This window comes from Amycolatopsis sp. NPDC004772 (assembly GCF_053601215.1).
In genome coordinates this window covers 1-23,012 of the sequence record NZ_JBSGBK010000047.1, presented here as the reverse complement: position 1 = coordinate 23,012, position 23,012 = coordinate 1, and the positions used below count along the sequence as shown (strand labels likewise).

Annotated in this window: 21 protein-coding genes; 11 read left to right on the top strand and 10 right to left on the bottom strand. The window is 70.1% G+C overall.

Annotation, left to right across the window (positions count from 1 at the left end):
• Window positions 1-71: 71 nt before the first annotated feature.
• Window positions 72-698 (top strand): VanZ family protein, encoded by a 627-nt coding sequence (locus ACWEF6_RS25800; RefSeq protein ID WP_449685300.1) that lies wholly within the window; start codon window positions 72-74, stop codon window positions 696-698.
• On the opposite strand, the gene ACWEF6_RS25795 is transcribed toward ACWEF6_RS25800, so the two are convergent.
• Window positions 639-815, bottom strand: coding sequence for a hypothetical protein (locus ACWEF6_RS25795; RefSeq protein ID WP_003058066.1), 177 nt, complete (start codon window positions 813-815; stop codon window positions 639-641). The genes ACWEF6_RS25800 and ACWEF6_RS25795 overlap by 60 nt on opposite strands.
• 131 nt (window positions 816-946) lie before the next feature.
• On the opposite strand from ACWEF6_RS25795, the gene mug reads away from it, so the two are divergent.
• The 4 genes from mug to ACWEF6_RS25775 all read left to right on the top strand — a co-directional run bounded on the left by mug (window position 947) and on the right by ACWEF6_RS25775 (window position 4,961).
• The gene (gene mug, locus ACWEF6_RS25790) at window positions 947-1,507 is read left to right on the top strand and encodes a G/U mismatch-specific DNA glycosylase (RefSeq protein WP_449685299.1); all 561 of its coding nucleotides are present in this window, start codon (window positions 947-949) and stop codon (window positions 1,505-1,507) included.
• 261 nt (window positions 1,508-1,768) lie between these two features.
• The gene (locus ACWEF6_RS25785; RefSeq protein ID WP_449685298.1) at window positions 1,769-2,554 is read left to right on the top strand and encodes a response regulator transcription factor; all 786 of its coding nucleotides are present in this window, start codon (window positions 1,769-1,771) and stop codon (window positions 2,552-2,554) included.
• Window positions 2,555-2,713: 159 nt separating this feature from the next.
• Window positions 2,714-4,549 (top strand): acyl-CoA dehydrogenase, encoded by a 1,836-nt coding sequence (locus ACWEF6_RS25780; RefSeq protein ID WP_449685297.1) that lies wholly within the window; start codon window positions 2,714-2,716, stop codon window positions 4,547-4,549.
• 136 nt (window positions 4,550-4,685) lie between these two features.
• Window positions 4,686-4,961: a GlsB/YeaQ/YmgE family stress response membrane protein gene (locus ACWEF6_RS25775; RefSeq protein ID WP_176173976.1), complete on the top strand. Its 276-nt coding sequence runs from the start codon at window positions 4,686-4,688 to the stop codon at window positions 4,959-4,961.
• Between the two features lie 61 nt (window positions 4,962-5,022).
• Here the strand turns inward: ACWEF6_RS25775 and ACWEF6_RS25770 are convergent, their stop codons facing one another.
• Window positions 5,023-6,426 carry an MFS transporter gene (locus ACWEF6_RS25770; protein WP_449685296.1) on the bottom strand — a complete coding sequence of 468 codons (1,404 nt, stop codon included), beginning with the start codon at window positions 6,424-6,426 and terminating at the stop codon, window positions 5,023-5,025.
• A gap of 111 nt (window positions 6,427-6,537) precedes the next feature.
• Here ACWEF6_RS25770 and ACWEF6_RS25765 point away from each other — a divergent pair, with 111 nt between their 5' ends.
• Both ACWEF6_RS25765 and ACWEF6_RS25760 read left to right on the top strand, forming a co-directional pair.
• Window positions 6,538-7,377 (top strand): helix-turn-helix transcriptional regulator, encoded by an 840-nt coding sequence (locus ACWEF6_RS25765; protein ID WP_449685295.1) that lies wholly within the window; start codon window positions 6,538-6,540, stop codon window positions 7,375-7,377.
• A complete protein-coding gene (locus ACWEF6_RS25760; protein WP_449685294.1) occupies window positions 7,374-8,081 on the top strand; it encodes a leucine-rich repeat domain-containing protein in 708 nt (235 codons plus the stop codon). Before ACWEF6_RS25765 ends, ACWEF6_RS25760 begins: the two co-directional genes overlap by 4 nt.
• A gap of 4 nt (window positions 8,082-8,085) precedes the next feature.
• Here ACWEF6_RS25760 and ACWEF6_RS25755 read toward each other — a convergent pair whose 3' ends face one another.
• From ACWEF6_RS25755 to ACWEF6_RS25745, 3 genes are all read right to left on the bottom strand, one after another.
• Window positions 8,086-9,999 (bottom strand): VanW family protein, encoded by a 1,914-nt coding sequence (locus ACWEF6_RS25755; RefSeq protein ID WP_449685329.1) that lies wholly within the window; start codon window positions 9,997-9,999, stop codon window positions 8,086-8,088.
• 589 nt (window positions 10,000-10,588) lie between these two features.
• Window positions 10,589-10,921, bottom strand: coding sequence for a GroES family chaperonin (locus ACWEF6_RS25750; protein ID WP_013230909.1), 333 nt, complete (start codon window positions 10,919-10,921; stop codon window positions 10,589-10,591).
• A 1-nt stretch (window position 10,922) separates the two neighbouring features.
• Window positions 10,923-12,740, bottom strand: a complete 1,818-nt coding sequence (locus ACWEF6_RS25745) for an NHL domain-containing thioredoxin family protein (RefSeq protein ID WP_449685328.1) — start codon at window positions 12,738-12,740, stop codon at window positions 10,923-10,925.
• A 165-nt stretch (window positions 12,741-12,905) separates the two neighbouring features.
• Between ACWEF6_RS25745 and ACWEF6_RS25740 the strand changes: the two genes are divergently transcribed.
• Window positions 12,906-13,481, top strand: coding sequence for a hypothetical protein (locus ACWEF6_RS25740; protein WP_449685293.1), 576 nt, complete (start codon window positions 12,906-12,908; stop codon window positions 13,479-13,481).
• Here the strand turns inward: ACWEF6_RS25740 and ACWEF6_RS25735 are convergent.
• From ACWEF6_RS25735 to ACWEF6_RS25715, 5 genes are all read right to left on the bottom strand, one after another.
• Window positions 13,471-13,941: an SRPBCC family protein gene (locus ACWEF6_RS25735; RefSeq protein ID WP_449685292.1), complete on the bottom strand. Its 471-nt coding sequence runs from the start codon at window positions 13,939-13,941 to the stop codon at window positions 13,471-13,473. The two genes, ACWEF6_RS25740 and ACWEF6_RS25735, sit on opposite strands and share 11 nt — an antisense overlap.
• 354 nt (window positions 13,942-14,295) lie before the next feature.
• Window positions 14,296-16,599, bottom strand: a complete 2,304-nt coding sequence (locus ACWEF6_RS25730; RefSeq protein WP_449685291.1) for an oxidoreductase — start codon at window positions 16,597-16,599, stop codon at window positions 14,296-14,298.
• Window positions 16,600-16,655: 56 nt separating this feature from the next.
• Window positions 16,656-17,429: an amino acid ABC transporter ATP-binding protein gene (locus tag ACWEF6_RS25725; RefSeq protein ID WP_310969617.1), complete on the bottom strand. Its 774-nt coding sequence runs from the start codon at window positions 17,427-17,429 to the stop codon at window positions 16,656-16,658.
• Window positions 17,426-18,358, bottom strand: coding sequence for an amino acid ABC transporter permease (locus tag ACWEF6_RS25720; protein ID WP_310969618.1), 933 nt, complete (start codon window positions 18,356-18,358; stop codon window positions 17,426-17,428). Before ACWEF6_RS25720 ends, ACWEF6_RS25725 begins: the two co-directional genes overlap by 4 nt.
• Before the next feature lie 15 nt (window positions 18,359-18,373).
• Window positions 18,374-19,312, bottom strand: a complete 939-nt coding sequence (locus tag ACWEF6_RS25715; protein WP_449685290.1) for an ABC transporter substrate-binding protein — start codon at window positions 19,310-19,312, stop codon at window positions 18,374-18,376.
• Window positions 19,313-19,461: 149 nt separating this feature from the next.
• Between ACWEF6_RS25715 and ACWEF6_RS25710 the strand changes: the two genes are divergently transcribed.
• The 3 genes from ACWEF6_RS25710 to ACWEF6_RS25700 are packed head-to-tail and all read left to right on the top strand — an operon-like array spanning window position 19,462 to window position 22,916.
• On the top strand, window positions 19,462-21,120 hold the full coding sequence (locus tag ACWEF6_RS25710; RefSeq protein WP_449685289.1) for a circularly permuted type 2 ATP-grasp protein: 1,659 nt from the start codon (window positions 19,462-19,464) through the stop codon (window positions 21,118-21,120).
• A gap of 9 nt (window positions 21,121-21,129) precedes the next feature.
• Complete coding sequence (locus tag ACWEF6_RS25705) at window positions 21,130-22,077, top strand: alpha-E domain-containing protein (RefSeq protein WP_449685288.1); 948 nt, start codon at window positions 21,130-21,132, stop codon at window positions 22,075-22,077.
• On the top strand, window positions 22,074-22,916 hold the full coding sequence (locus tag ACWEF6_RS25700; protein WP_310969622.1) for a transglutaminase family protein: 843 nt from the start codon (window positions 22,074-22,076) through the stop codon (window positions 22,914-22,916). Before ACWEF6_RS25705 ends, ACWEF6_RS25700 begins: the two co-directional genes overlap by 4 nt.
• The last annotated feature ends 96 nt before the right edge of the window (window positions 22,917-23,012 follow it).

Sequence of the window (23,012 nt, the reverse complement as noted above, 5' to 3'; positions counted from 1 at the left end):
CGAGGAGCGTCCGGGCGGCGCGGCTCATCGACCGAAGCGGCACCGGCGGCAAGATCCATAACGTCGGTGGCATGACGAACGCACAGCTCACAGCCCTGCAGTACGGCTTCACCGGGTTCCTCGCGCTGTGGGCCGTGGTCCTCGTGCCGCAGCTGATCACCCAGCTCGCCCACCACGGCCGCCTGCGCCTGCGCGGGCTCGCGACCACGGCGGCGGTGCTGCTCTACGGCTGCATGACGCTCGCGGTCGTCTTCCTGCCGCTGCCCGGCCCCGGCACCCGCCGGCTGACGCAGACCGTGCAGCTGCACCCGTTCCAGTGGATCGCCGACATCCACACGGAGCTGCTCAAGCACGGCGGGGAGTGGTTCACGACGCAGACGTTCCAGCAGGCGTGCCTGAACGTGCTGCTGTTCGTCCCGCTCGGGGTGTTCGCGCGGATCCTCTGGCGCCGAGGCCTGACCGGCACCGCGCTGATCGGCTTCGCGGCGTCACTGTTCATCGAGGTCACCCAGCTCACGGCGAACTTCGGCACGGCGCCGTACGTCTACCGCATCTTCGACGTCGACGACCTCATGAACAACACGCTCGGCGCGATGGTCGGCTGGGTGTTCGGGGCGCTGCTGCTGACGCTCCTGCGTTCAACGGTCGACGTGCAGCCGGCCCGGAGCGAGCGGGTCCACCTCGCCGAGACGCGCTAGCCGCGCTTTCCGCTGCAGGGCAGCCCGCTTGGCGGCCCGCCGGTCTTCCAGGACGACGACCAGCGCGGCGACGGCCAGGACCAGCGCGACCAGCCCGAGGACGATCGGAAGCTGCACGAAATCCTCCTCGGTACGGCGCTGTGCGGGAGATCACACAGGTTACGCAGGTCAGTACCGAATCCGCTACCCCACGCAAGCGAGCCGTCCGCGGTGGCCTCCATGTCCCGAGCGTGCCGGAAACTGGACCGGTGAGCACCCGACCCACGAAGGACCAGCTGGCCGCGGCGCACAACGCCACCATCCCCGACGTCATCGCCCCCGACCTCGACGTCCTCTTCTGCGGCATCAACCCCGGCCTCTACTCCGGCGCCCTCGGCCGGCACTTCGCGCGCCCCGGCAACCGCTTCTGGCCCGCCCTCCACGGCGGCGGCTTCACCCCGCGGCTCTACGGGCCCAGCGAGCAGGACGACCTCCTCGACCTCCGTCTCGGCATCACGAACGTCGTCGCCCGGACCACCGCCCGCGCCGACGAGCTCAGCGGCGACGAACTCCGCGAAGGCGGGCGGATCCTCGCCGCCAAAGTCCTCGAGTACCGGCCGCGGTGGCTGGCCGTCGTCGGGATCACCGCCTACCGGACCGCGTTCGGCTTCCCGAAGGCGCGCGTCGGCCGTCAGGAACACCGGATAGGTGACACCCGGGTGTGGGTTCTTCCCAACCCGAGCGGGCTCAACGCGCACTGGACACCGGCCGGGCTGGCGGCCGAGTTCGCCCTGCTTCGGGCCGCATCCGAAAACTGTCGAAATCGTTGAACGGACTGCGGGCCACCCTCAGTAGCGCCGACTGCCCCATCAGGCCCTTTCCCGCCCGGCCGAGCCAGCTCTCCAAGATCTTCTTCTACGGAAAGTTTGCTGTGACCGGCGGATTGGGCCATGAGGGGGATTTGGCGTCATGAGCTGCGCAATCGCGACTCGTACCAAGCAGGAGGAGTCACTTCTGACCGGTCCTGGCAGGGGGACCGGACGACGCCGGGAGGCGTCCCAGGAGCGACGGCGCAGAGACGGAGGCCCGCGATGCACGGCATCGAGCCCACCCGCAGGCCCGCGGGGCCCGCCGGACCAGGCGCGCGCAGCCTCGGCGTGGCGGTCGTCGATCCGGTGCCGATCTTCCGCGACGGTCTCGCCGCGCTCGTGCACCGCAACCAGGGGCTGCACTGGGCCGGGCAGGCCGCCAGCCACCACGCCGCCCTGCAGCTCTGCGAACAGGTCAAACCGGACGTCGTCGTCCTGGACTCGGCGCTCGACCCGAACTGCCACCTGACCAAGCTGCTCAACGCCGGTGACCCGGCGCTGATCCTGGTCACCCTGATCCGTGACACGAATCGCACCCAGCAGTATCTCGCCGCCGCGATCGCCGCGGGCGCGCACGCCATCGTGCCGCGGTCGATCGATTCACGCCGGCTCGCCGAAGCGATCCGGCGAGCGCACAGCGAACGCCGTTACATCGACCCGGCACTGGCCGCCCTGACCGCCCGGCCGAAGCGCACCACCGCCCCGAAAGGCGACCTCGCCCACGACAGCCCGCCGTCGCCACGCGGCGGGATGCCGCTGTCCAGGCGCGAGTACCAAGTCCTCCAGCTGGTCGCCGAAGGGCTCGAAAACTCGGCGATCGCGAAGCTGCTGTTCCTGTCCGTCGAAACCGTCCGGACCCACGTGAAGAGCATCCTGCGCAAGCTTTCCGCCCGGGACCGGACGCACGCCGTGACGATCGCCTTCCGCAGCGGGATCCTCATCGCCCGCCCCGAAGACGGCTACGTCCCGGTGACGGTGGACACAACGGCGATCCCGGGCCACCGCTGACGCTTCTTCCCCAGGAAGAAGACAACATCCGGGTGGATTTCCGATACTCGGAAGTGCGGATCTGCTTGCCCTGGTTACCCACAGGTAATATCCTGAAGTTACCGGCGAGTAAGGCGAACATGTGCCCGGCCGGGGAGCCGAACACATTGGAGTGACGACATGGGCCACTACAAGAGCAACGTCCGAGACCTGGAGTTCAACCTCTTCGAGGTACTCGGCGTGCAGGAGCGCCTGGGCAAGGGTGTGCTCGCCGAATCCGACGAAGAGACCGCCCGCGGGGTGCTGTCCGAGCTGAACAAGCTCGCGACCGGCCCGCTCGCCGCGTCCTTCGCCGACGCCGACCGCAACCCGCCCGTGTACGACCCGAAGACGTTCAGCGTCAAGATCCCCGAGTCCTTCAAGAAGAGCTACCAGCAGCTCCTCGAAGGCGAGTGGTGGCGCCTCGGCCTGACCAACGACCTCGGCGGCTTCGGTCTCCCCCCGACCGTGCAGTGGGCGGCGTCCGAGCTCATCCTCGGCGCCAACGCGCCGCTGTTCATGTACCTGGCGGGCCCCAACTTCGCCATGATCGTGAACAAGAACGGCACCGAAGAGCAGAAGCACTGGGCCCAGATCATGATCGACCGGGCCTGGGGCGCCACCATGGTGCTGACCGAGCCGGACGCCGGCTCCGACGTCGGCGCGGGCCGCACCAAGGCCACCAAGCAGGAGGACGGCTCCTGGCACATCGACGGCGTGAAGCGGTTCATCACCTCCGCCGAGCACGACATGAGCGAAAACATCATGCACCTCGTGCTGGCGCGCCCCGAGGGCCCGGGCATAGAGACGAAGCCGGGCACCAAGGGCCTGTCGCTGTTCCTCGTGCCGAAGTTCCACTTCGACACCAAGACCGGTGAGCTGGGCGAGCGCAACGGCGCCTTCGTCACCAACGTCGAGCACAAGATGGGCATCAAGGCCTCGACGACGTGCGAGCTGACGTTCGGCCAGCACGGCACCCCGGCCAAGGGCTGGCTGCTCGGCGAGGTGCACGACGGCATCGCGCAGATGTTCCAGGTCATCGAGTACGCCCGGATGATGGTCGGCACGAAGGCCATCGCGACGCTGTCGACGGGTTACCTCAACGCGCTCGAGTACGCCAAGGAGCGCGTCCAGGGCGCCGACCTGCCGAACATGCTGAACAAGACCGCCCCGCGCGTCACCATCACGCACCACCCGGACGTCCGCCGCTCGCTGATGCTCCAGAAGGCGTACGCCGAGGGCCTCCGCGCGGTCTACCTGTACACCGCTTCCTTCCAGGACCAGCTGTGGACCGGCGAGGGCGACCAGAAGCTCGCGCACGGCGTCAACGACCTGCTGCTGCCGATCGTCAAGGGCGTCGGCTCCGAGCGCGCCACCGAGCAGCTCGTGCAGTCGCTGCAGACGCTGGGTGGCTCCGGCTTCCTGCAGGACTACCCGATCGAGCAGTACATCCGCGACGCCAAGATCGACTCGCTGTACGAGGGCACCACGGCCATCCAGTCGCTGGACTTCTTCTTCCGGAAGATCGTCCGCGACAAGGGCCAGTCGCTCGCGTACGTGGCCGGCGAGATCACCAAGTTCATCGAGTCCGAGGCGGGCAACGGCCGGCTCAAGAACGAGCGCGCGCTGCTCAAGCAGGCCCTCGAGGACACCCAGGGCATGCTCGGCTCGCTGATCGGCTACCTGACCGCGTCGCAGGGGGACCCGCAGAGCATCAACAAGGTCGGCCAGCACACGGTCCGCCTGCTGATGTCGGTCGGCGACCTGCTCATCGGCTGGCAGCTGCTCAAGCACGCCGAGGTCGCCATCGGCAAGCTCGACGCGGGCGCGTCCGCCAAGGACGTCCCGTTCTACGAGGGCAAGATCGCCGTGGCCTCGTTCTTCTCGAAGCAGGTGCTGCCGGAGCTGACCGCCCGCCGCGCCATCGTGGAGGCCGCCGACAACGCGCTCATGGAGATCGACGAAGCCGCGTTCTGATCAACGCATTCCGCCGAAGGGCCCCTTCCCACCCGGGAAGGGGCCCTTCGCGTTTCGGGGTCGGGATGCCGGGGAATTCCGTCTGCGAGTTCGCGGGACCGAGTGGCCGGACCGCGATCACCGAGAGGAGAAAGTGATGACTGTCGCCGGCATCATCAGCGCCATCATCGTCGGGCTGATCATCGGCGTTCTGGGCCGGCTGGTCGCTCCCGGCAAGCAGAACATCCCGATCTGGCTGACCATCGTGATCGGTATCATCGCCGCCTTCATCGGTACGGCCATCGCCCGTGGGCTGGGCTACGCCGACACGAACGGCATCGACTGGCTGGAGATCCTCACCCAGGTCGTCCTGGCCGCGATCGGCGTGAGCATCGCCGCCGGTGCCTACGGCCGTCGTGGGGTAACCAGGTAACGCTTTCGGCTTTCGGCCCGGCCGGTACACCTTCGGGTGAACCGGCCGGGCTTTTCCGTGGCTACCGCCGGGCCGACGCGCGGGCGAGCGCGACGGCGAACCCGACGCCCACCAGCAGCAGGACCGCGGCCCACGTCATCGTCGTGGTGATGGCGTGCGCGGACGACCCCGCGGCGAGCGTCAGGAAGAGGCTCCCGAACGTCGCCACGCCGACCACCTGGCCCAGCTGCAACGTCGTCGTGAGCAGGCCGCTGGCGTCCGCCGCGCTTTCGAGCGGGACGTGGGTCAGCGCGTGCGCCATCAGCGACCCGAACGCCAGGCCCATGGAGAGGCCGAACAGCAGGAGCGCGGCGAAGAACAGCGCGCCGCCCTTTCCGCCGTCCTTCAGGCTGAAGCCCAGCAACGCGTAGGCGGCCGCGGAACCCGCGTAGCCGCACGGTGTCAGTGCCGCGTGGACGCGTTCGGGCAGCTTGTGCCAGAAGAATCCGCAGATGCCGAAGACCACACCACCGGGCGCCATGGTGAGGCCGGCCGCCAGGGCCGTCTCTCCGAGGCCGGCCTGCAGGTGCAAGGCCACGCAGAACAGGAACCCGCCGTAGGACGCCACGCCGGTGGCCAGCGCGGCCAGTCCCGGTGCGACCCCGCGGATCTTGAGGACGCCGAGGTTGACGAGCGGGTCGCGCACCCGGCGTTCCACGACCACGAACAGCACCGCCAGCAGGGCGCCCGCCGCGAGCGAGAGGAACGTCCACACCGGCCAGCCGGTTTCGTGCCCGAGCACCAGCGGCAGGACGAGGAGCACCACCGCGGGCACGGCGAGGGCGAGGCCGGCGAGGTCGAGCCGGCGGCCCGCTTTCGCCGCGCCGCCGGGCACCAGGCGCACGGCGAGTGCGGCGACGAGTACCCCGATCGGCGCGTTCACCAGGAAGATGGGCCGCCAGCCGGCGCCGAAGAGGTCGGCGCCGACGAGCACCCCGCCGAGCACCTGGCCGGACACGAACGCGACCGAGATGACGGCGGTGTACGCGCTGAGGGCCTTGGCCCGCGCGGGGCCGCTGAACTGCGCCTGGATGACGCTGATGACCTGCGGCATCATCAGCGCCGCGCCGGCGCCCTGGGCGATCCGCGCGACGATCAGCGTCACCGGGTCCGGCGCGAACCCGCAGAGCAGCGAACAGACGGTGAAGGCGACGACGCCGGTGACGAACAGCCGTCGCCGCCCGAACAGCTCGCCGAGGCGGGCGCCGGTGATCAGGAGCATCGCGTAACCCACGGTGTAGCCGGAAACGACGAGCTGCAGCGCGGCGCCGGACGCGTGCAGGTCGGTGCGGATGTCGGTCATGGCGACGTTCACGACGGTGACGTCGAGCAGCGCCATGAACTGGCCGAGCAGCAGGACGGCCAGCATGAACCACGGCCGCGCGGCCCGGTCCGGGATGGCCGGGGCTTCGGTGGTCAGAGTCATGGCTCTGACCTTGGGGTTCTTCGGATCCGGGCGGAGAGAGCCTGCTGATGCTGGTACCGGCAGCACCCGCTTCGCCGAAAATTGTCGTACCCCTCCGGCACCATGTCCGGTATGACGTCAACGCAGGTCCACGCCGGCCGCCGGGAGGAACTCGGCCAGTTCCTCAAGGCGTGCCGGGCACGGATCGGCCCGGAGGAGGTCGGGCTGCCGCCCGGCGTACGCCGCCGCACCAGCGGGTTGCGGCGGGAGGAGGTCGCGCTGCTCGCCGGCGTCGGCGTCACCTGGTACACGTGGCTCGAGCAGGGGCGGCCGATCAACGCGAGCTCGCAGGTGCTCGACGCGGTGGCCCGCACGCTGCGAATGGATCACCCCGAGCGGGAGCACCTGTACCGGCTGGCGGAGCTGACGCCGTCGCGGCTGCCGTCGTCGGTCGAGGTCGTGCCGGACGCGGTGCGCGAGGTGCTGCGCGCGCTCGACCCGCTGCCGGCCACGGTGATCAACGGCCGGTTCGACATCCTCGCGTCGAACGCGGCGCAGGAGGAGCTGTTCTGGGAGTGGCACAGCCTGCCGTGCCTGCACAAGAACTTGCTGTGGTGCTGCGTGACCGAGCCGAACGCGCGGCGGATGCTGCTGAACTACGACGAGGAGGTCCCGCACATGGTCGCGCGGATGCGGGCCGAGTACGGCAGGCACGTCGGTGACCCGTCGTGGGACGAGGACATCCGGCGGCTGTCGGAGCTGAGCGCCGAGTTCGCGGAGCTGTGGGCGCGGCACGAGGTCGCGGAACCGCGGCCGCGGTTGCGGGAGTTCCAGCACCCGCGGGCGGGCCGGATGCGCCTCCGGCTGACCGAGCTGGCCGTGTCGGAGGCGCCGGGCCTGCGGATCCAGGTGTCCACTCCGGACGACGCGTCGACGTGGGCGTTGCTGCCGTTGACCCGGAGGTCGTCATGACGTCAGTGGAGTTGAGCGATCAGGGGCTGACGTCCGTGCCGCCGATCCCACCCGATGTCACGCAGCTCGATCTGTACAAGAACGCGATCGCGGAGGTGCCCGCGTCGCTGTGGTCGCTGACGTCGTTGCGCGTGCTGAACCTGGCGGCGAACCGGATTTCCGTGCTGCCGCCGGGGATTTCGGCGCTAACGTCGTTGCACACGCTCGACCTGGCGCACAACCGGTTCGAGTCGTTGCCCGGCGAGCTGGGTGAGCTGGCCGGGCTCACCGAGTACCTGTACGTCAGCGACAACCGGCTGACGAAGTTCCCGGACGCCTGGTGCAGGCTGGGGAAGCTGCGGTACCTGGGGTGCACGGACAACCGGCTCACGTCGTTGCCGTCGGACCTCTCGGGGTTCGCGGCGCTGCGCGAGCTCCGGCTGTACCGCAACGAGCTGGCCGCGCTGCCCGAGTCGATCGGCGCGCTGGGTGCCTTGCGGGAGCTGCATCTGCGCGGCAACCGGCTCACTTCGCTGCCGTCGTCGATCGGCTTGCTGAGTGAGCTGCGTCAGCTGGACCTGCGGGAGAACGCGCTGACGACGTTGCCGGCGTCGCTCGCCCGGCTGTCCAAATTGGACAAGCTGGATCTGCGGTGGAACAAGCAGCTGCGGGAGCCGGCGTGGCTGCGCGACTTCGAGGAGGCGGGGTGCATGGTCCTTCGCTGACAACTCAACAAAGGATGGTCGGACGCGGGCCGTAGGTGGCCGTGTGCGACGTCCGCCGGAGCTCGGTGCCGCTCGCGAGGTCGTAGAGCACGCGCGTGTCGGTGACGCTGAAGCCGGACGAGCCGATCGACGGCTGGCAGGCAGCCGCCCCACCGGAGCCGAACTGGATGGGCGGCGGGTCGCCGGGGGTCTGCGCGCCGGTCTGGCCCTCGACGCGGAAGTGCCGGGTGCCCCAGATCCGGACGGTCACCGAGCCGCCGGAGACGGTGGCTTGGACGGCGATGCCGGTCGTCGCGTCGTTGGTGAGCTTGAGCTCGACGGGGCTGCCGTCGGCGTTGACGGCCTTGGCGTCGCGCCCGACGGGGTAGCGGTCGAGGTAGTGGTCGTGCTCGAGGTGGCCGGCGTCGGTCAGGCCGGCGAGGTAGGCGGCGTTGTACAACGTGGACGCCAGCTGGGAGACACCGCCGCCGACCACGTCCGGGCCGGTGCCGTCCTCGTCGGCCGGAGCGGGCACGTAGCCGGCGTCCGCGGTGCGCGGGCCGGAGCGGCCGCCGAGGCTGAACGTCTCGCCGGGCTTGACGATCGTGCCGGACACGCGCGCGGCGAGCGTCCGGTTGTTCGTCTCGGCCGGGCCGGCCAGGCCGCCGGTGGTGAACTCGCCGATGACCTCCTTGATGCCGAGCGCGCTGGCGGCGTCGGTGGTCACGCTGGGCGTCGACGCGCTGTAGACGACGGGCAGGTCTCGGCCGTCGGGCTTCTTCAGCACGTCGATGAGGGGAAGGAAGGTCTTCTCCCAGTCCACCTTGCGGGCGTCCTCGGAGGGTTCGACGGTCGGCTGGTCGCCGGTGAAGACGATCTGCGCGTCCTTGCCGTCGGTCTCGGTGCCGGCGAGCGGGTCCTTGAGCGCGGCCTGCAGCTTGCCCTGGTCGATGCGCACCTCGACGGCCCCGCCTTCGACGGCGGCGAACTGGAACGACGACGCGATGGTGGCGGGCTTGAGCGGAACGTCCTTGCCCTCGCCGTGCACGACGACGGGCTTTGCCACGGCCGGGACAACGATCTGCTGACAGGCGGCCTGCACCCCGGCGGCCGTCGCGCGCACGGGCGTGATGGCCATGGTGAGCGTGACCCCGCCGCGGTCGAGCCAGTGGTCGGTGACGGTGTGCACGGCCCCGGCCAGATCGGTGAGCTGCTGGCCCTGCCGCGGCAGGATGGGGTGGGCGCTGACCCCGCCGTCGCTGCCGGCGATGGGCGTGAACCCGACCGAGCCTTCGGTGGCGGGGTGGTTCAGCTTGCCCTCGGCCAGCTCCCGAACGGCCTCGGCGATCCGGTTCTGGTCGGTGCGCGTGGCGACCCCGACCTCGCGGCTGGTGAAGAAGGACATGATCCGCGTGATCGGACTCAGCGGCTGGTGCCCGGCGAGCCCGAGGGTGTTCGGCCAGTCGAGCCCCAGCCCGGACTGCGAGGGCACGAGTTCGCCTCGAACATCCCCGCCGTGCACGACGACGGGCCGAATCAGCCGAGGTTCGAGCTCCTTCCGCAGCTTGGCCTCGGCCTCGGCATGGCTGAGCCCGCCAACATCGATCCCGGCCACGGTGACCCCACGCGGCACATCCCCGGCACTGACGGCGAGATCGATGGCGTAGAGGATGACGAAGAGCCCTAAGGCGAGCCCGATGGTCATCATGGTCCGGGCAACGCCCTTGCGCAGCTTCCGGGCGGGAGTATCGGGAACCGGCGGTGGCGTGGGGGTTTCGAGGAGCTCGCCGAGCAAATCATCGGAGAAGAGATCGGTCCCGCCGTTGTCCGGTGCCGGTGCCGGAACAACAGGCGGCCATGCAGGAACGACTTCGGTCACGGCCGCAGGCGATTTGACGGCGGTCGGCACCTCGGCGGCGGTGGGCCATCCGGGCGCCATCGTGGTGGTCGCCTGGACGGGTAGCTCGGCCGCCAAGGGCGACCCCGGCACGGCGCCCGCAACGAGCACCGCAGGCACCTCGGCGGAGGCCCCCTCGGCCACGGCAGCATCGGGCGGCGCAGGCGCCCCAGTCTCACCGGCGCCAGCCGGTGAATCGGCGGCCGCGGTCAGCGCCTCAGCCGCGGCTTCGTCCGTCGCAGGTCCCTCGACCATCGCAGCGCGGCGCGGCTCGCCAGGCGCTCCGGCCGCAACGCCATCGGCCACCGCACGCAACTCAGCCGCGGCCAGCGGCTCAGCGGCCTCCGGTTCCGGCTCGGCCGCAGCCGGCGACTCAGCCGCCTCCGGTTCCGGCTCGGCCGCAGCCGGCGACTCAGCGGCCGCAGGCCGCCCGGCGGCCGGCAGCTCACCAGGCGCAGGCGCCGGCTCGGCCGCGGTCGGCGCGGCGTCGCTCGCGGGCGGCTCGGCGAGGCCCGGCTCGGCAGCCGTGGCCGGAGACTCCGCAGTCGCCCCCTCGGTGGCGAGCTCGCGGACCTCCGCGCCCTCGCTTACCTCTTCGTCTGCCACGCGCCTGCCTTTCGCGGGACCCGACCTACAGGTAGAGCCCCGTCCCGTGCTCGGTGCGCTCGGTCGCCACCGCGTGGATGTCGCGTTCGCGCATCACCAGGTGCCCCTCGCCCTGGATCTCGACCTCGAGCTGGTCCTCCGGGTTGAAGAGCACGCGGTCACCGGTCTTGACGTTTCGCACGCTGTTGCCTACGCCCAGTACATCACCCCACGCCAGGCGGCGCGCGACCTGCGCCGTCGCGGGGATCACGATGCCGCCGCTGCTGCGGCGCTCTCCCTCTTCCGGCGACAGCCGCACGAGTACCCGGTCGTGCAGCATCTGGATTTCGAGTTTCGGCCCGTCAGACACGGCCTGCATGTTACCCGCCGGTCGCGGGTTCACCGGCCATGACCAGGCTCAATTCGCTGACCCCGCCGTCCTCGATGCGGACCGGGACGCCCCAATCCTGGCGAGTGATCCGGCACGCGGGGTGCTCACCGCCGTCGTCGCAGCTCGCGGCCTGGGCCACGACCTGCAGCACGCCCTCCGTGACGCCGGGGGCCAGGCGGATCTTGCGATTCAGATCCGTCCCCGTCCCGCCGCCGTCGGCCAGCAGGGTCGGCGGGGACGCGCTGATCTCCAGCCGCGTCGACGGGCCGAAGCGGTCGTCCAGCTTCTCGCCGGGCGGGGCCGTGAACAGCACCGAAAAGTCGATCTCGCCCGGGGCGAGCACCGTCGGCGGGCGGCGGACCGCGTGCGCGTCACCGGTGACGACCGTCGGCTCGGCGGCCGGCAGCGGACCGAGGCGGTTGCCCGCGGACTCGACGACCAGCAGCTCGCCGTCGTGCAGCAGCAGGCCCTGAGGCTCGGCGAGCCCGGTGGCGATCGTGGTCACCTCGCGGGTGAAGACGTCGAAGCGGCGGACCGCGCCGTTGTAGGTGTCGGCGATCGCGATCTTGTCGCCGGGCAGCACCGCCAAGCCCAGCGGGTGCTGGAGCAGCGCCTTGTCGGCCGGGCCGTCGGTGTGACCGAAGGAGAACAGGTCGACGCCGATCGCCGTCTGCACGGTGAACGTCTCGCCGTCGGGCTCGATCCAGCGCAGCGCCGACGTCTCCGCGTCGACGAGCCACAGCTTGTCGCCGTCCACGGCCAGGCCCGACGTCTGCGCGAAGAACGCTTCGCTGACGTCGCCGTCGCGAAGGCCTTCGACGGTCGTGCCGGCGAAGCGGCGGATCGTGCCGCCGACCGGGTCGAACACGCTCAGCGTGTGGTTGCCCGCCATGGCGACGACCACCCCGCCGGCCGGGCCCCACCAGGCGATGTCCCATGGGCTGGTGAGGTCGACCGTGACGGCTTTGCCCGAGTCCGGCCCGCTGCGCCACTGCGCGCCGGTGCCGGCGACCGTCGTCACTTCGCCGGTGATCAAGTCGAGCCCGCGCAGCCGGTGGCCGGCCGTGTCCGCGACGACGGCGTGGTAGCCGACGCGCTCGGCGATGTCGTACGGCAGGAGCGCGATGCCCGACGGCTCGGTGAAGGTCGCGATGTCGAACGGCCCGTCCTGGCCTCCGCGGGCCCCGCTGCCGAAGCGGCGGATGACGGTCTCGCCGTCCGAAGCGAACTCGACGATCGCGTGGTGCCCGGTGTCGGCGACCAGGACGCGCCCTTCGGCGGTGGCGACGGCCTTGCTCGGGAACCGCAGCTCGCCGGATTGCTCCTCGACCGGCACGTACGGGCTGCCGCCGCGCCGCAGCGTCCCCTTGGCTTCGTGCTTCGTCACGAGGTCCGCGATGACGCGGCGAAGCGCCTCTTCGTGCCCTTCGCCCGCGGCGACGTGTACGACGTACCCCTCGGGGTCGACGACGACGAGCGTCGGCCAGGCGCGGACCGCGTACTGCGACCACAGCTCCATCTTGGGGTCGTTGACCACCGGGTGGTGCACGTCGTAGCGCCGGACCGCGGCTTCGATCGAGGCGCGCTCGCCCTCGTGCAGGAACTTCGGCGAGTGGACACCGATGGTGACCAGCACGTCCGCGAACTCGGCCTCCAGCGGGCGCAGTTCATCCAGCACGTGGAGGCAGTTGATGCAGCCGCTGGTCCAGAAGTCCAGCAGGACGATGCGCCCGCGCAGCTCGGCGAGGGTGAGGGGGCGGTCGCCGGTGTTCAGCCAGACGTCGCCGCGCAGCTCGGGGGCACGCACGCGGCTTTGCGGTCGTGGAGAAGTCACGGCATGAGTGAACTACACGCGCTCACGCTCTGTTCCGCGATCCGCTCCGATGAGAGAACAAACTCACCCGGCCGTGGGTCCCCAGGTCGGCACAAAAAAGGACGCGCGGGCAGGTGAGCCGCCGCTTAGGCTCGGGTCATGACCCCCGTCCAGCCGGCCGGCGCCCTCACTCCGGAGGAGGCGCGGCACCTGCAGGAGAACCTCCGGGAACCCGTGCGTCCCGGACTGAGCGAAACCGAGCTCGACGACGTCGAGCGCCGGTTCGGCTTCCGCTTCGCCGAGGACCACCGGACGTTCCTGTCCGCGGGCGTCCCGATCGGCGACCGCTGGCCCGACTGGCGCTGCGGCAACGCCGAGCAGCTGCGCAAACGTTTGGCGTGGCCGGTCGACGGCGTGCTGTACGACGTCGAGCACAACGGTTTCTGGCTGCCGGACTGGGGCACGCGCCCGGTCGGCCCCGAGGACGCGGTCCGCGAGGCCCGCCGGCGGCTGGCCGACGTCCCGCAGCTGGTGCCGGTGTGCGGGCACCGCTACCTGCCCGGCGTGCCGGGCACGGTGGGATACCCGGTGCTGTCGGTGTACCAGACGGACATCATCGTTTACGGCTCCGACCTGCGCGATTACCTGCACCGCGAGTTCGCGACGGGCGGCATCAGCACGGCCCCACCGGACGGCCCGCGCTACATCCCGTTCTGGTCCCGCTTCATCGACTAGCTTCGGCGGCCCACTTCAGCCGGGCGAGGGTGGTGGCGATGTTGGCGGTGTTGGCCTGCTCGCGATCCCAGACCCCGGTGACGGTCGAGGTCGCCACCTTGAACCAAGCCGGCCGCCGCTCCCACATGCTTTCGACAACGACGCAGCCATCGCGGGAGGGCTCGAAGTCGTACTGCCAGCGCGCGACGGGCAGCCCGGCCACGGAGGTGACCTCGAAGCCGAACCGGCGCCCGGGATCGGCGTCGGTGATGGTGGAGAGGGTGCTCCACCGCCGGAAGCCGCGCTGGTTGCGGCCGCGGAACTTCGCGCCGACGGCGGGCCCGTCGGCCTCACCGACCCACCGGTGCCCGGCGTACTCCTCGGCGAGGCCGGCGAGCTGCCCGGGGTCGCTGACCAGGGAGTAGACGGCCTCGGGAGCCGCATCGATGTCGATCCGGCCGGTGGCGTTCGGTGCGTTCAAGGAGACCTCCACACTGAGGGGACATACCGAGGGTATGTCAGAGACCAGCGTTAGGTAAATAAGCCTTCGGATGACCGGCCGGGTCAAGTACTCCACCTGCAGGCGGACGCCCAGGCCGGCAACCCACCCAGGCCTGCCCCGCCACCCCGATCCGAAGCGGCCGCAGAACTTTGCTCGGCTTACCGAGATCACCGACCGTCAGAACCGGGCTGTGGATGACGGCAGGGTGATGTGGACAGCCGGGGCCGAAAACGCTGTTACGGCCGGACTTGTCGGAGCCCGCCGATAGACTGGATCTGGGGACGCCCCCCGGAGAGGGCGGGGGCTGGTTTTGGGGTCTGGTGGCCCGGGGGCTCAGTTGTCCCGGCGCAGCATGCGGCTCACGCCGGCCGCGACGGTGGTGGCCAGGATCCAGCCGGACGCGGTGAAGCCTGCCGCTACCCAGTTGTCCGGGCCGTGCATGTACCACCTGGACTTGTTGCCGAAGTCGACGATCGGGACCAGCAGGTCCGCCGTGTAGATCACCGGGTTCCACTGCAGGCCCGTGTCCTGCTGGTTCACCACGCAGCGCTCGCCGTTGGCCACTACCCGGCCCGACTTGTCGTGGATGCAGTCGTCCGTGCCCAAGCCGAACCACAGGCTGCCCAGTACCAGCAGCGTGAGCAGCCAGCCGAGCGCTCGGACCGGGCGGTAGCCGTAGCCGACCATCGAACGCTGGAGCCAGCTCCACAGCCGCACGCCGGGGCCGAAGAACTTGAAGCCTCGCGCCAATGCTTCGTAGCGGAACTGCTGCTTGCGCAACGCCACCGTCGACGCGTGCTCTTCGTTTCCCGCCGCGCGCAGCATGTGCGCGAGCTGGTCGTACGGCCCCGGGCGGTAGCCGCGCATTGCGCTGCGCAGGAGCTCGATGCGCTCGTCCAGGGCCTTGTCGTCGTCGAGGGGGATTCCCTTCTTCAACGCGTCGTAGCGGAAATCTTCCAGCTCGATGCCGTCGGACGCCGCCCAGAACTGGTTGTTGTCGCTCAATGTTCCGCAGTGGGCTCGCCTCAGCACCACGCGGCCGGCCGGTGGGGAACTCGGCGTCAGGATGAACTCGTCCGAGGCGACGTCGCCCGCGTCCAGGGCCACGCCGAACGGGGGCAGCGACCCGAGCTGGGAACCGCGCAGGTCCACGCGGCGGGCGACCTGGGCGCCGTCGAGGTTGACTCCTCCTTCGGCCACGAACGGGCGGCCGTTGTTGTCCCGGAGCGTCAGATCGCGGCCGACGCGGCCCGTGCGGACGTCGAGTGAATAACTGCTGGTCGCGCGGCGGCCCGGGTCCGTCAACCGGGTGCCCGCCAGGTTGATCGAGCCGCCGACGTCCACACCCTGCAGGCGCAGCGTGCCGTGGATGGTGGCGTCGGTGAGCTGGAAGTTGCCCGCGATCTTGGACCGCCGGGCCGAGAACACGTCCCGGCCGGGGTGGCGGAACATCGAGTTCCAGGCCAGGAAGTTGCCGCCGACGGTGACGTCGGCCAGGCGCAGCTGGCCGGTCGGCACGCGCAGGCTCGTCGCCTCGATGTCGCCGCCGATCTCGGTGCCGTCCAGGTGCAGCGCGCGGTCGTAGTACGGGACCGTCTTGCCGCGCTCGACGCGGATCTCGGCGCCGGCCAGGCGCAGCGAGCCGCCGACGCGGGCGTTGACCATGCGCAGCGTGCCCAGCGCCTGCAGGCCGTCGGACAGCTCGACGTTGCCGTCGACGCGCATCCGGTCGGCGACCAGCGCCGGCCGCGGGTCGATGTACGGGTCGTTGGACTTCCACGCGTCGACCGCGATCGGGCCGTGCTGGGACACCGTCAGCTTGGCTTCGCGCAGCGAGATGTCGCTGTCCACGGTGGCGCTCGGCAGGTACATGATCCCGGTGGCGGAGAAGCGTTTCCGCTGGCTGGCGGGCCCGTAGTTGTCGACTTCGCACAGCAGGCTGCCGCCGATGTGCAGGCCGTTGCCGTTGAGCGCGAAGCCGTCCGGGTTGTTCAGCGTGGCGCCGGAAAAGTTGACGTTACCGCCGGTCCGGACGCCGGGGAGCCGGACTTCGCCGTTCGCGACCATCCGGTAGGCCAGCAACGCGCCGGTCAGCACCAGCCGGTCGGCCTGGATCGCCTTGCCGTGCGGGTGCGAAATCACCGTGCGGGTGAGCACCATCGAGCCTTCGATCACCGCGTCGGTCAGGTTGACCGCGGCGTTCGGCATGCCGCGTTCGCGGTCGTCGCCGCGCTGGACGGTCGTCTCTTCGATCTCCCGCCGGTCGCCGTCGACCTGGACGACGCTGCGAATGAGGCGGACGTCGTTGCGGCTGCGCATGTTGCGGGCCTTGAGCCCGGGCAGCCAGCACTTGCGGAACACGAGCCCGAGCAGGTTGGCCTCGCGCACGTCCGGCGGCTGCTCGAACCGGCAGCGCTCGAACCGGAACAGGTACTTCAGGTCCGCGGCCCGCAGGTCCAGCGTCCCGGTGATGTAGGCGTCCTCGACGTAGACGATCGGGGCGTTGGTGGCCTGACGCCGCCAGCGCATCAAGCCCGCGTTGCCGGGTTTCAGCAGCTCGGAGGCCTTCACCTCGTAGCGGCGGTCGGGGATGCCCGCGAACGGGTCGAGAGGGGGCAGCGCGCTTTCGGTCGACAAAAGTCCCCGCCCCCTCCCTCACCCGCCTTCAAACTAGCGAATCCGAACGGGTTTCGTCAGGCGTTCGGGTTGAGCACCCGGGCGAGGAACGCCTTCGTCCGCTCCTCGCGCGGCTCCCCGATGACCTGGTCGGGCGGCCCTTCTTCGACGACGACCCCGCCGTCCATGAACAGCACCTTGTCCGCCACCTCGCGCGCGAACTGCATCTCGTGGGTGACGACGACCATGGTCATGCCGTCCTTGGCGAGCTGCTTCATCACGCCCAGCACGTCGCCGACGAGCTCCGGATCCAGCGCGGACGTCGGCTCGTCGAACAGCATCAGCTTCGGCTGCATCGCCAGCGCCCGGGCGATCGCGACCCGCTGCTGCTGCCCGCCGGACAGCTGCGCCGGGTAGTTCTTCGCCTTGTCGGCGAGGCCGACGCGCTCGAGCAGCTCGAGCGCACGCTGCCGGACCTGGGCCTTCGGCTCGCGCCGGACCTGGATCGGCGCCTCCATGATGTTCTCGAGCGCCGTCATGTGCGGGAAGAGGTTGAAGCGCTGGAACACCATGCCGATGTCCTTGCGCTGCAACGCGACCTCCTTCTCGCGCAGCTCGTGCAACTTGTCGCCACGCTGCTGGTAGCCGACCAGCACGCCGTCGACGTAGAGCCGGCCGGCGTCGATCTTCTCGAGGTGGTTGATGCAGCGCAGCAGCGTCGACTTGCCCGAGCCGGACGGCCCGATCAGGCAGAGCACCTCACGCTCGTGCACTTCGAGGTCGATGCCCTTGAGGACGTCGACGCTGCCGAAGCTCTTGCAGATCCGCTGCGCGGACACCACGGGCGTCATGTGACGTTCCCTCCACCCCGGCTGAACATCCTCGACGCCCAGCCCTGCCGCTGGACCACGTCCCGCGAGGTCCCGCGCGCGAAGCGCTTCTCGATCTGGATCTGCACCAGCGTCAGCACCGACGTCATGAACAGGTACCAGGCGGCCGCCGTGATCAGCAGCGGCACCGTCTTGTAGTTCTGCGAGTAGATGGTCTGCACCGCGACCATCAGCTCGAAGTACCCGATGGCCACGACCAGTGACGTCGTCTTCAGCATCGAGATCGTCTCGTTGCCGGTCGGCGGGATGATCACCCGCATCGCCTGCGGCAGGATGATCCGCCGCAGTGTCTTCGTCCGGCTCATGCCGAGCGCGCTCGCCGCCTCCAGCTGGCCGGAGTCGACCGACTGGATGCCGCCGCGCACGATCTCCGCCATGTACGCGGCTTCGTTGAGCCCGAGGCCGAGCAGCGACGCGGTGAACTGGGTGATCAGCTGGTTGGTGTCCCAGCTGACGAACTCCGGCCCGAACGGGATGCCCAGGCCGAGGCGCGGGTAGGCCAGCGCCAGGAAGTTCCAGATCACCAGCTGCGTGATCAGCGGCGTGCCGCGGAACAGCCAGATGTAGATGGCCGCCGCCCCCGAGGTCAGCGGGTTCGGGGACAGCCGCATCACGGCCAGCAGGATGCCGCCGACGATCCCGATCAGCATCGAGATCACGGTCAGGATCAGGGTGTTCTGCAAGCCCCGCAGCACCCGGTCGTCGAAGAGGTAGTCCCCGACGACCGGCCACTGCAGCGCGTCGTTCGTGATCACGCTGCGGATCACGATGAACGCCAGGAAGAGGATGATCACCCCGGCCACCCAGCGCCCGTAGTGGCGCACCGGGACGGCCTTGATGGGCTCGGCTTCGATCGGCGCCTCGCCGGGAGGCGCTTCGGAGGAACTCACGAACTACGTCCTATCTCAGGAAGCCGGGTTGATCTCCGACTTGGTGACCGCGCCGGCGGCGTTGAGACCCCACTTGTCCAGGATCTTCTTGTACGCGCCGCTGTCGATCAGCTTCTGGATCGCACCCTGGACGGCCTTGCCGTAGTCACCGCTGTTCTTCGGCAGCACGATGCCGTACGGCGCCGTGTCGTACGGCGCGCCGACCGACTCGAGCTGGCCGTTGGTCTGCTTCACCGCGTAGTCGATGACCGGGGAGTCGGCCAGCTCGCCCTGCACGCGCTTGGCGGTGAGGGCCAGGTTGACGTCGGTCTGGGCCTGCAGCTGCGTGACCTCGATGGCGGGCTTGCCCGCGCCGGTGCAGGCGGCGTTCTTCTTGTCGAGGTCCTCGACCTGCGTGGTGCCCTTCTGGACGGCGACCTTCTTGCCGCACAGGTCGTCGGCCTTCAGGCCGTCCGGGTTGCCCTTCAGCACGGCCAGCGAGGTGCCCGCGCTGTAGTAGGAGATCATGTCGACCGACTGCAGCCGCTCGGCGTTGATGCTGAACGACGACATCGCCAGCTCGTACTTCTTGGCGCCGATGCCGGGGATGATGCCGTCGAAGGCGGCGTTCTGGAAGTCCATCTGGACGCCGAGCACCTGGCCGATGGCGGTGCCGAGGTCGACGTCGAAGCCGGCCGGCTTGCCGTTGTCGACGAACTCGTTCGGCGGGTAGCTCTGGTCCTGGCCGACCACGATCTTGCCGTCGGCCTTGATGTCGGCGGGCACCATGGCGGCCAGCGCGTCGTCCTTGGCGACCGCACCCGCGTCACCCGTTCCGGTGCCCGCGGCAGGAGCAGAGCTGCTGCTGCCGACGTCGCCCGCGCCGCTCCCTCCCGCGCCGCACGCCACGGTCAAGCCGACCAGGGCGAACGCAGGCAGCAGGGCGATCGCCTTGAGCTGGGTTCCTCGGGCCACGTCGTCACTCCTCGTAGTTCTCAGGTTCTGAGAGCACGCATATTGCCACTCATCCATACCAAAGCACAGCACCGTGAAGTTACGGCGATGTTTAGACCGTCGCTCGTCGTACCGCCGGGTATCGCGTCCGACCCGGGGAGTGAGTAAGGATGTCGACCATGAACGCCACCCCGCCGCGGCTGCCCCCCTCCGGTCGACGCGCGAGGAAGGCGGCAACCAGCCGGATCACCCGTCCGGGAGACCGGTTCGAGGGCTACCTCTCGCCGGAACGGCCGCACGCGGGCGCCTACGACGAGATGTTCGCCGCCGACGGCACGGTCCGCGGCCCGTACCGGGCGCTGTACGAGTCGATCGCCGCCCTCGACGCGCACGACCTGCAGTCCCGCTCCCAGGCCCTCGACCGGGCGATGGTCGACCAGGGCATCACGTTCTCGCTGTCCGGGCAGGAGCGGCCGTTCCCGCTGGACCTGGTGCCGCGGGTGATCCAGGCCGCCGAGTGGACGAAGCTCGAGCGCGGGGTCGCCCAGCGCGTCCGCGCGCTCGAAGCGTTCCTCGCCGACGTCTACGGCGACCGGCAGATCCTGCGCGACGGCGTGCTGCCGCGGCGGCTGATCACCTCGTGCGAGCACTTCCACCGGGAGGCCTTCGGCATCACCCCGCCGAACGGCGTGCGCATCCACGTGTCCGGAGTGGACCTGGTCCGCGACGAAGAGGGCACGTTCCGGGTGCTGGAGGACAACCTCCGCAACCCGTCCGGGGTGTCGTACGTGATGGAGAACCGGCGCACGATGGCCCGGGTCTTCCCGGACCTGTTCGCCCAGCACCGGGTGCGACCGGTCGGCGACTACGCGTCGCACCTGCTCCGGGCGTTGCGCGCGGCGGCCGCGGCGAACGTCGCCGACCCGACGGTCGTCGTGCTCACCCCCGGCGTGCACAACTCGGCGTACTTCGAGCACTCGCTGCTGGCCCGGCTGATGGGCGTCGAGCTCGTCGAGGGCCGGGACATGTTCTGCCGCGACAACGTCGTCTACCTGCGGACCACCGAGGGCGAGCGCCAGGTCGACGTCATCTACCGGCGGATCGACGACGAGTTCCTCGATCCGGTGCACTACCGCCCGGACTCGGTCCTCGGCATCGCCGGCGTCCAGAACGCGGCGCGCGCGGGCAACGTCGTGGTGGCGAACGCGATCGGCAACGGCGTCGGCGACGACAAGCTCGTCTACACCTACGTGCCGGAGATGGTGAAGTACTACCTCAACGAGAAGCCGCTGCTGCCCAACGTGGACACCTTCCGCTGCTGGCTGCCGGACGAGTTCGACCACGTCATGGCGCACCTGGACGAACTGGTCGTCAAGCCGGTCGAAGGCTCGGGCGGGTACGGGATCGTGTTCGGGCCGGAGGCGTCCAAGAAGGACCTCGACACGCTGCGGCGGAAGGTGCGGGCGAACCGGCGCGGCTGGATCGCGCAGCCGGTGGTCCAGCTCTCGACCGTGCCGGCCAAGGTGGACGACCGGCTCGCGCCGCGGCACGTCGACCTGCGGCCCTTCGCCGTCAACGACGGCAAGGAGATCTTCGTCCTCCCCGGCGGCCTGACCCGGGTGGCGCTGCCGGAGGGCAGCCTGGTCGTCAACTCCTCGCAGGGCGGCGGCTCGAAGGACACCTGGGTGCTCGCGTCCCGGGCGTCGACGGCCGAGCGTGAGCTGGAGCAACCCGCGCTCGGCGCCATGTCCACTGTGGACGGCATGGCCGCCGAGCAGGGGCCGGAGCTGACGACGTCCCAGCAGCAGCAACAGCAACAGCAGAGCTAGGGAGGCCGCATGCTGGCACGCAACGCGGAGTCGTTGTACTGGATCGGCCGGTACGTCGAACGCGCCGACGACACCTCCCGCATCCTCAACGTCTCGGTCCACCAGCTGCTCGAAGACGCGACCGTCGACCCGGACCACGCGAGCCGCCAGCTCCTGGCCGTCCTCGGCATCGACCCGGCGGGCACGGAGTCCCTCGACGTGTGGAAGCTGACCGAGCTGGTCGCGTACGGGAAGGACAACCCCGCGTCGATCGTCGGCTCGATCAACTCGGCGCGCGAGAACACGCGCGGCGCCCGCGAAGTCGTCTCGACCGAACTGTGGGAATGCCTGAACGCGACCTGGAACGCGGTGCCTGACCGGCAGCGCTACGCCCGGCGCGCCGGCCCGCACGCGTTCCTGTCGTTCGTCGAGGAGCGCGCGGCGATGTTCGCCGGCCTCGCCGACTCGACGATGTCGCGCGACGACGGCTGGCTGTTCATGGTGCTCGGCCGCTCGATCGAACGCGCCGACATGGTGGTGCGGCTGCTGCTGTCCCGGGTCGCCGACCGCGCGTCCTCCCCGGGCTGGATCACGGTGCTGCGCTCGGCCGGCGCGCAGGACACCTACCTGCGGACCTACCGGGGTGCACTGGACGCCGGCCGCGTCGTGCAGTTCCTGTTGCGGGACACGCTGTTCCCGCGCTCGGTGTTCCACGCGCTGCGGCAGGCCGAGGAGTGCCTCCAGCGGCTCGACCCGGGCGGCGGCTCGCGCAGCAACGAGAAGTCGGAGGCACTGCGGCAGCTCGGCCGGGCCCGCAGCGAACTGGAGTTCCTCCGCCCGTCGGACCTGCTGACCGACCTGCCGCGGCGGCTCGGCGCGTTGCAGACGACGATCCGGGAGATCGGGGAAGCGGTGTCGTTGCAGTACTTCAGCACGTCGCCGTGGGTGGCGTGGAGCGGTGCGGAGGTTTCGCTGTGACGTGGCAGCTGCGGGTGGCGCACCGGACGGGCTACCGGTACGCGACACCGGCGACGCAGTCGTACAACGAGGCCCGGCTGACCCCGCGCTCGGACCGCCGCCAGACGACGGTCGCGACGCGCATCGAGACGACGCCGGCCACCCGGGCCTACCGGTACACGGACTACTGGGGCACGGTCGTGACGTCGTTCGACCTCCACGCGCCGCACACCGAGTTCACCGTGCTGGCGACCTCGGTGGTCGAGACCGCCGACGAAGCGGAGCCGATCCGCACGGCGTCGTGGAAGGACCTGCGGTCCGAGACGGTGATCGACCACCGCACCGAGTACCTGACCCCGACCGACTACACCCCGCGAGACGTCACGCTGGCGCGCGAGGCCCGTTCACTGCGGACGGGCCTCGACCCGGCGGACGCGGTGCTGGCGGTGTGCGAGTGGGTGAACAAGCAGCTCAAGTACCAGCCGGGCACCACCGGCGTCCACTCGACGGCGACGGACGCCTGGCAGGCGCGCGAAGGCGTGTGCCAGGACTTCGCGCACGTGACGCTGGTGATGCTGCGCGCGATCGGCATCCCGGCGCGGTACGTGTCGGGCTACCTCCACACGAAGCCGGACGCGAAACTCGGTGAGGTGGTCGAAGGCGAGTCCCACGCGTGGGTCGACGTCTGGACCGGCGGCTGGTGGGCGTACGACCCGACGAACGCCATCCCGGTCGGCCCGCGGCACGTGTGGGTGGCGATGGGGCGGGACTACGCGGACGTGGCGCCGTTGAAGGGGATTTTCACCGGCGGTGGCCAGTCCACTTTGGACGTCTCGGTGCACCTGACCCGGCTGGCCTAGATGTGATGTCCAGGGAGGTTGGTCAGCCGGGTGACCGGCGGTTTGCCGCCGGTTGAGCTGTGGGGTCGGTGATGATTGTAGAAGTGCAGCCAGCCC

Coding starts and splice junctions, on each gene's coding strand:
- ACWEF6_RS25800 (WP_449685300.1), top strand. CDS start 72: ATGACGAACGCACAGCTCACAGCCCTGCAGTACGGCTTCACCGGGTTC.
- ACWEF6_RS25785 (WP_449685298.1), top strand. CDS start 1,769: ATGCACGGCATCGAGCCCACCCGCAGGCCCGCGGGGCCCGCCGGACCA.
- ACWEF6_RS25780 (WP_449685297.1), top strand. CDS start 2,714: ATGGGCCACTACAAGAGCAACGTCCGAGACCTGGAGTTCAACCTCTTC.
- ACWEF6_RS25775 (WP_176173976.1), top strand. CDS start 4,686: ATGACTGTCGCCGGCATCATCAGCGCCATCATCGTCGGGCTGATCATC.
- ACWEF6_RS25770 (WP_449685296.1), bottom strand. CDS start 6,426: ATGACTCTGACCACCGAAGCCCCGGCCATCCCGGACCGGGCCGCGCGG.
- ACWEF6_RS25765 (WP_449685295.1), top strand. CDS start 6,538: ATGACGTCAACGCAGGTCCACGCCGGCCGCCGGGAGGAACTCGGCCAG.
- ACWEF6_RS25760 (WP_449685294.1), top strand. CDS start 7,374: ATGACGTCAGTGGAGTTGAGCGATCAGGGGCTGACGTCCGTGCCGCCG.
- ACWEF6_RS25755 (WP_449685329.1), bottom strand. CDS start 9,999: ATGGCGCCCGGATGGCCCACCGCCGCCGAGGTGCCGACCGCCGTCAAA.
- ACWEF6_RS25750 (WP_013230909.1), bottom strand. CDS start 10,921: ATGCAGGCCGTGTCTGACGGGCCGAAACTCGAAATCCAGATGCTGCAC.
- ACWEF6_RS25740 (WP_449685293.1), top strand. CDS start 12,906: ATGACCCCCGTCCAGCCGGCCGGCGCCCTCACTCCGGAGGAGGCGCGG.
- ACWEF6_RS25725 (WP_310969617.1), bottom strand. CDS start 17,429: ATGACGCCCGTGGTGTCCGCGCAGCGGATCTGCAAGAGCTTCGGCAGC.
- ACWEF6_RS25710 (WP_449685289.1), top strand. CDS start 19,462: ATGTCGACCATGAACGCCACCCCGCCGCGGCTGCCCCCCTCCGGTCGA.
- ACWEF6_RS25705 (WP_449685288.1), top strand. CDS start 21,130: ATGCTGGCACGCAACGCGGAGTCGTTGTACTGGATCGGCCGGTACGTC.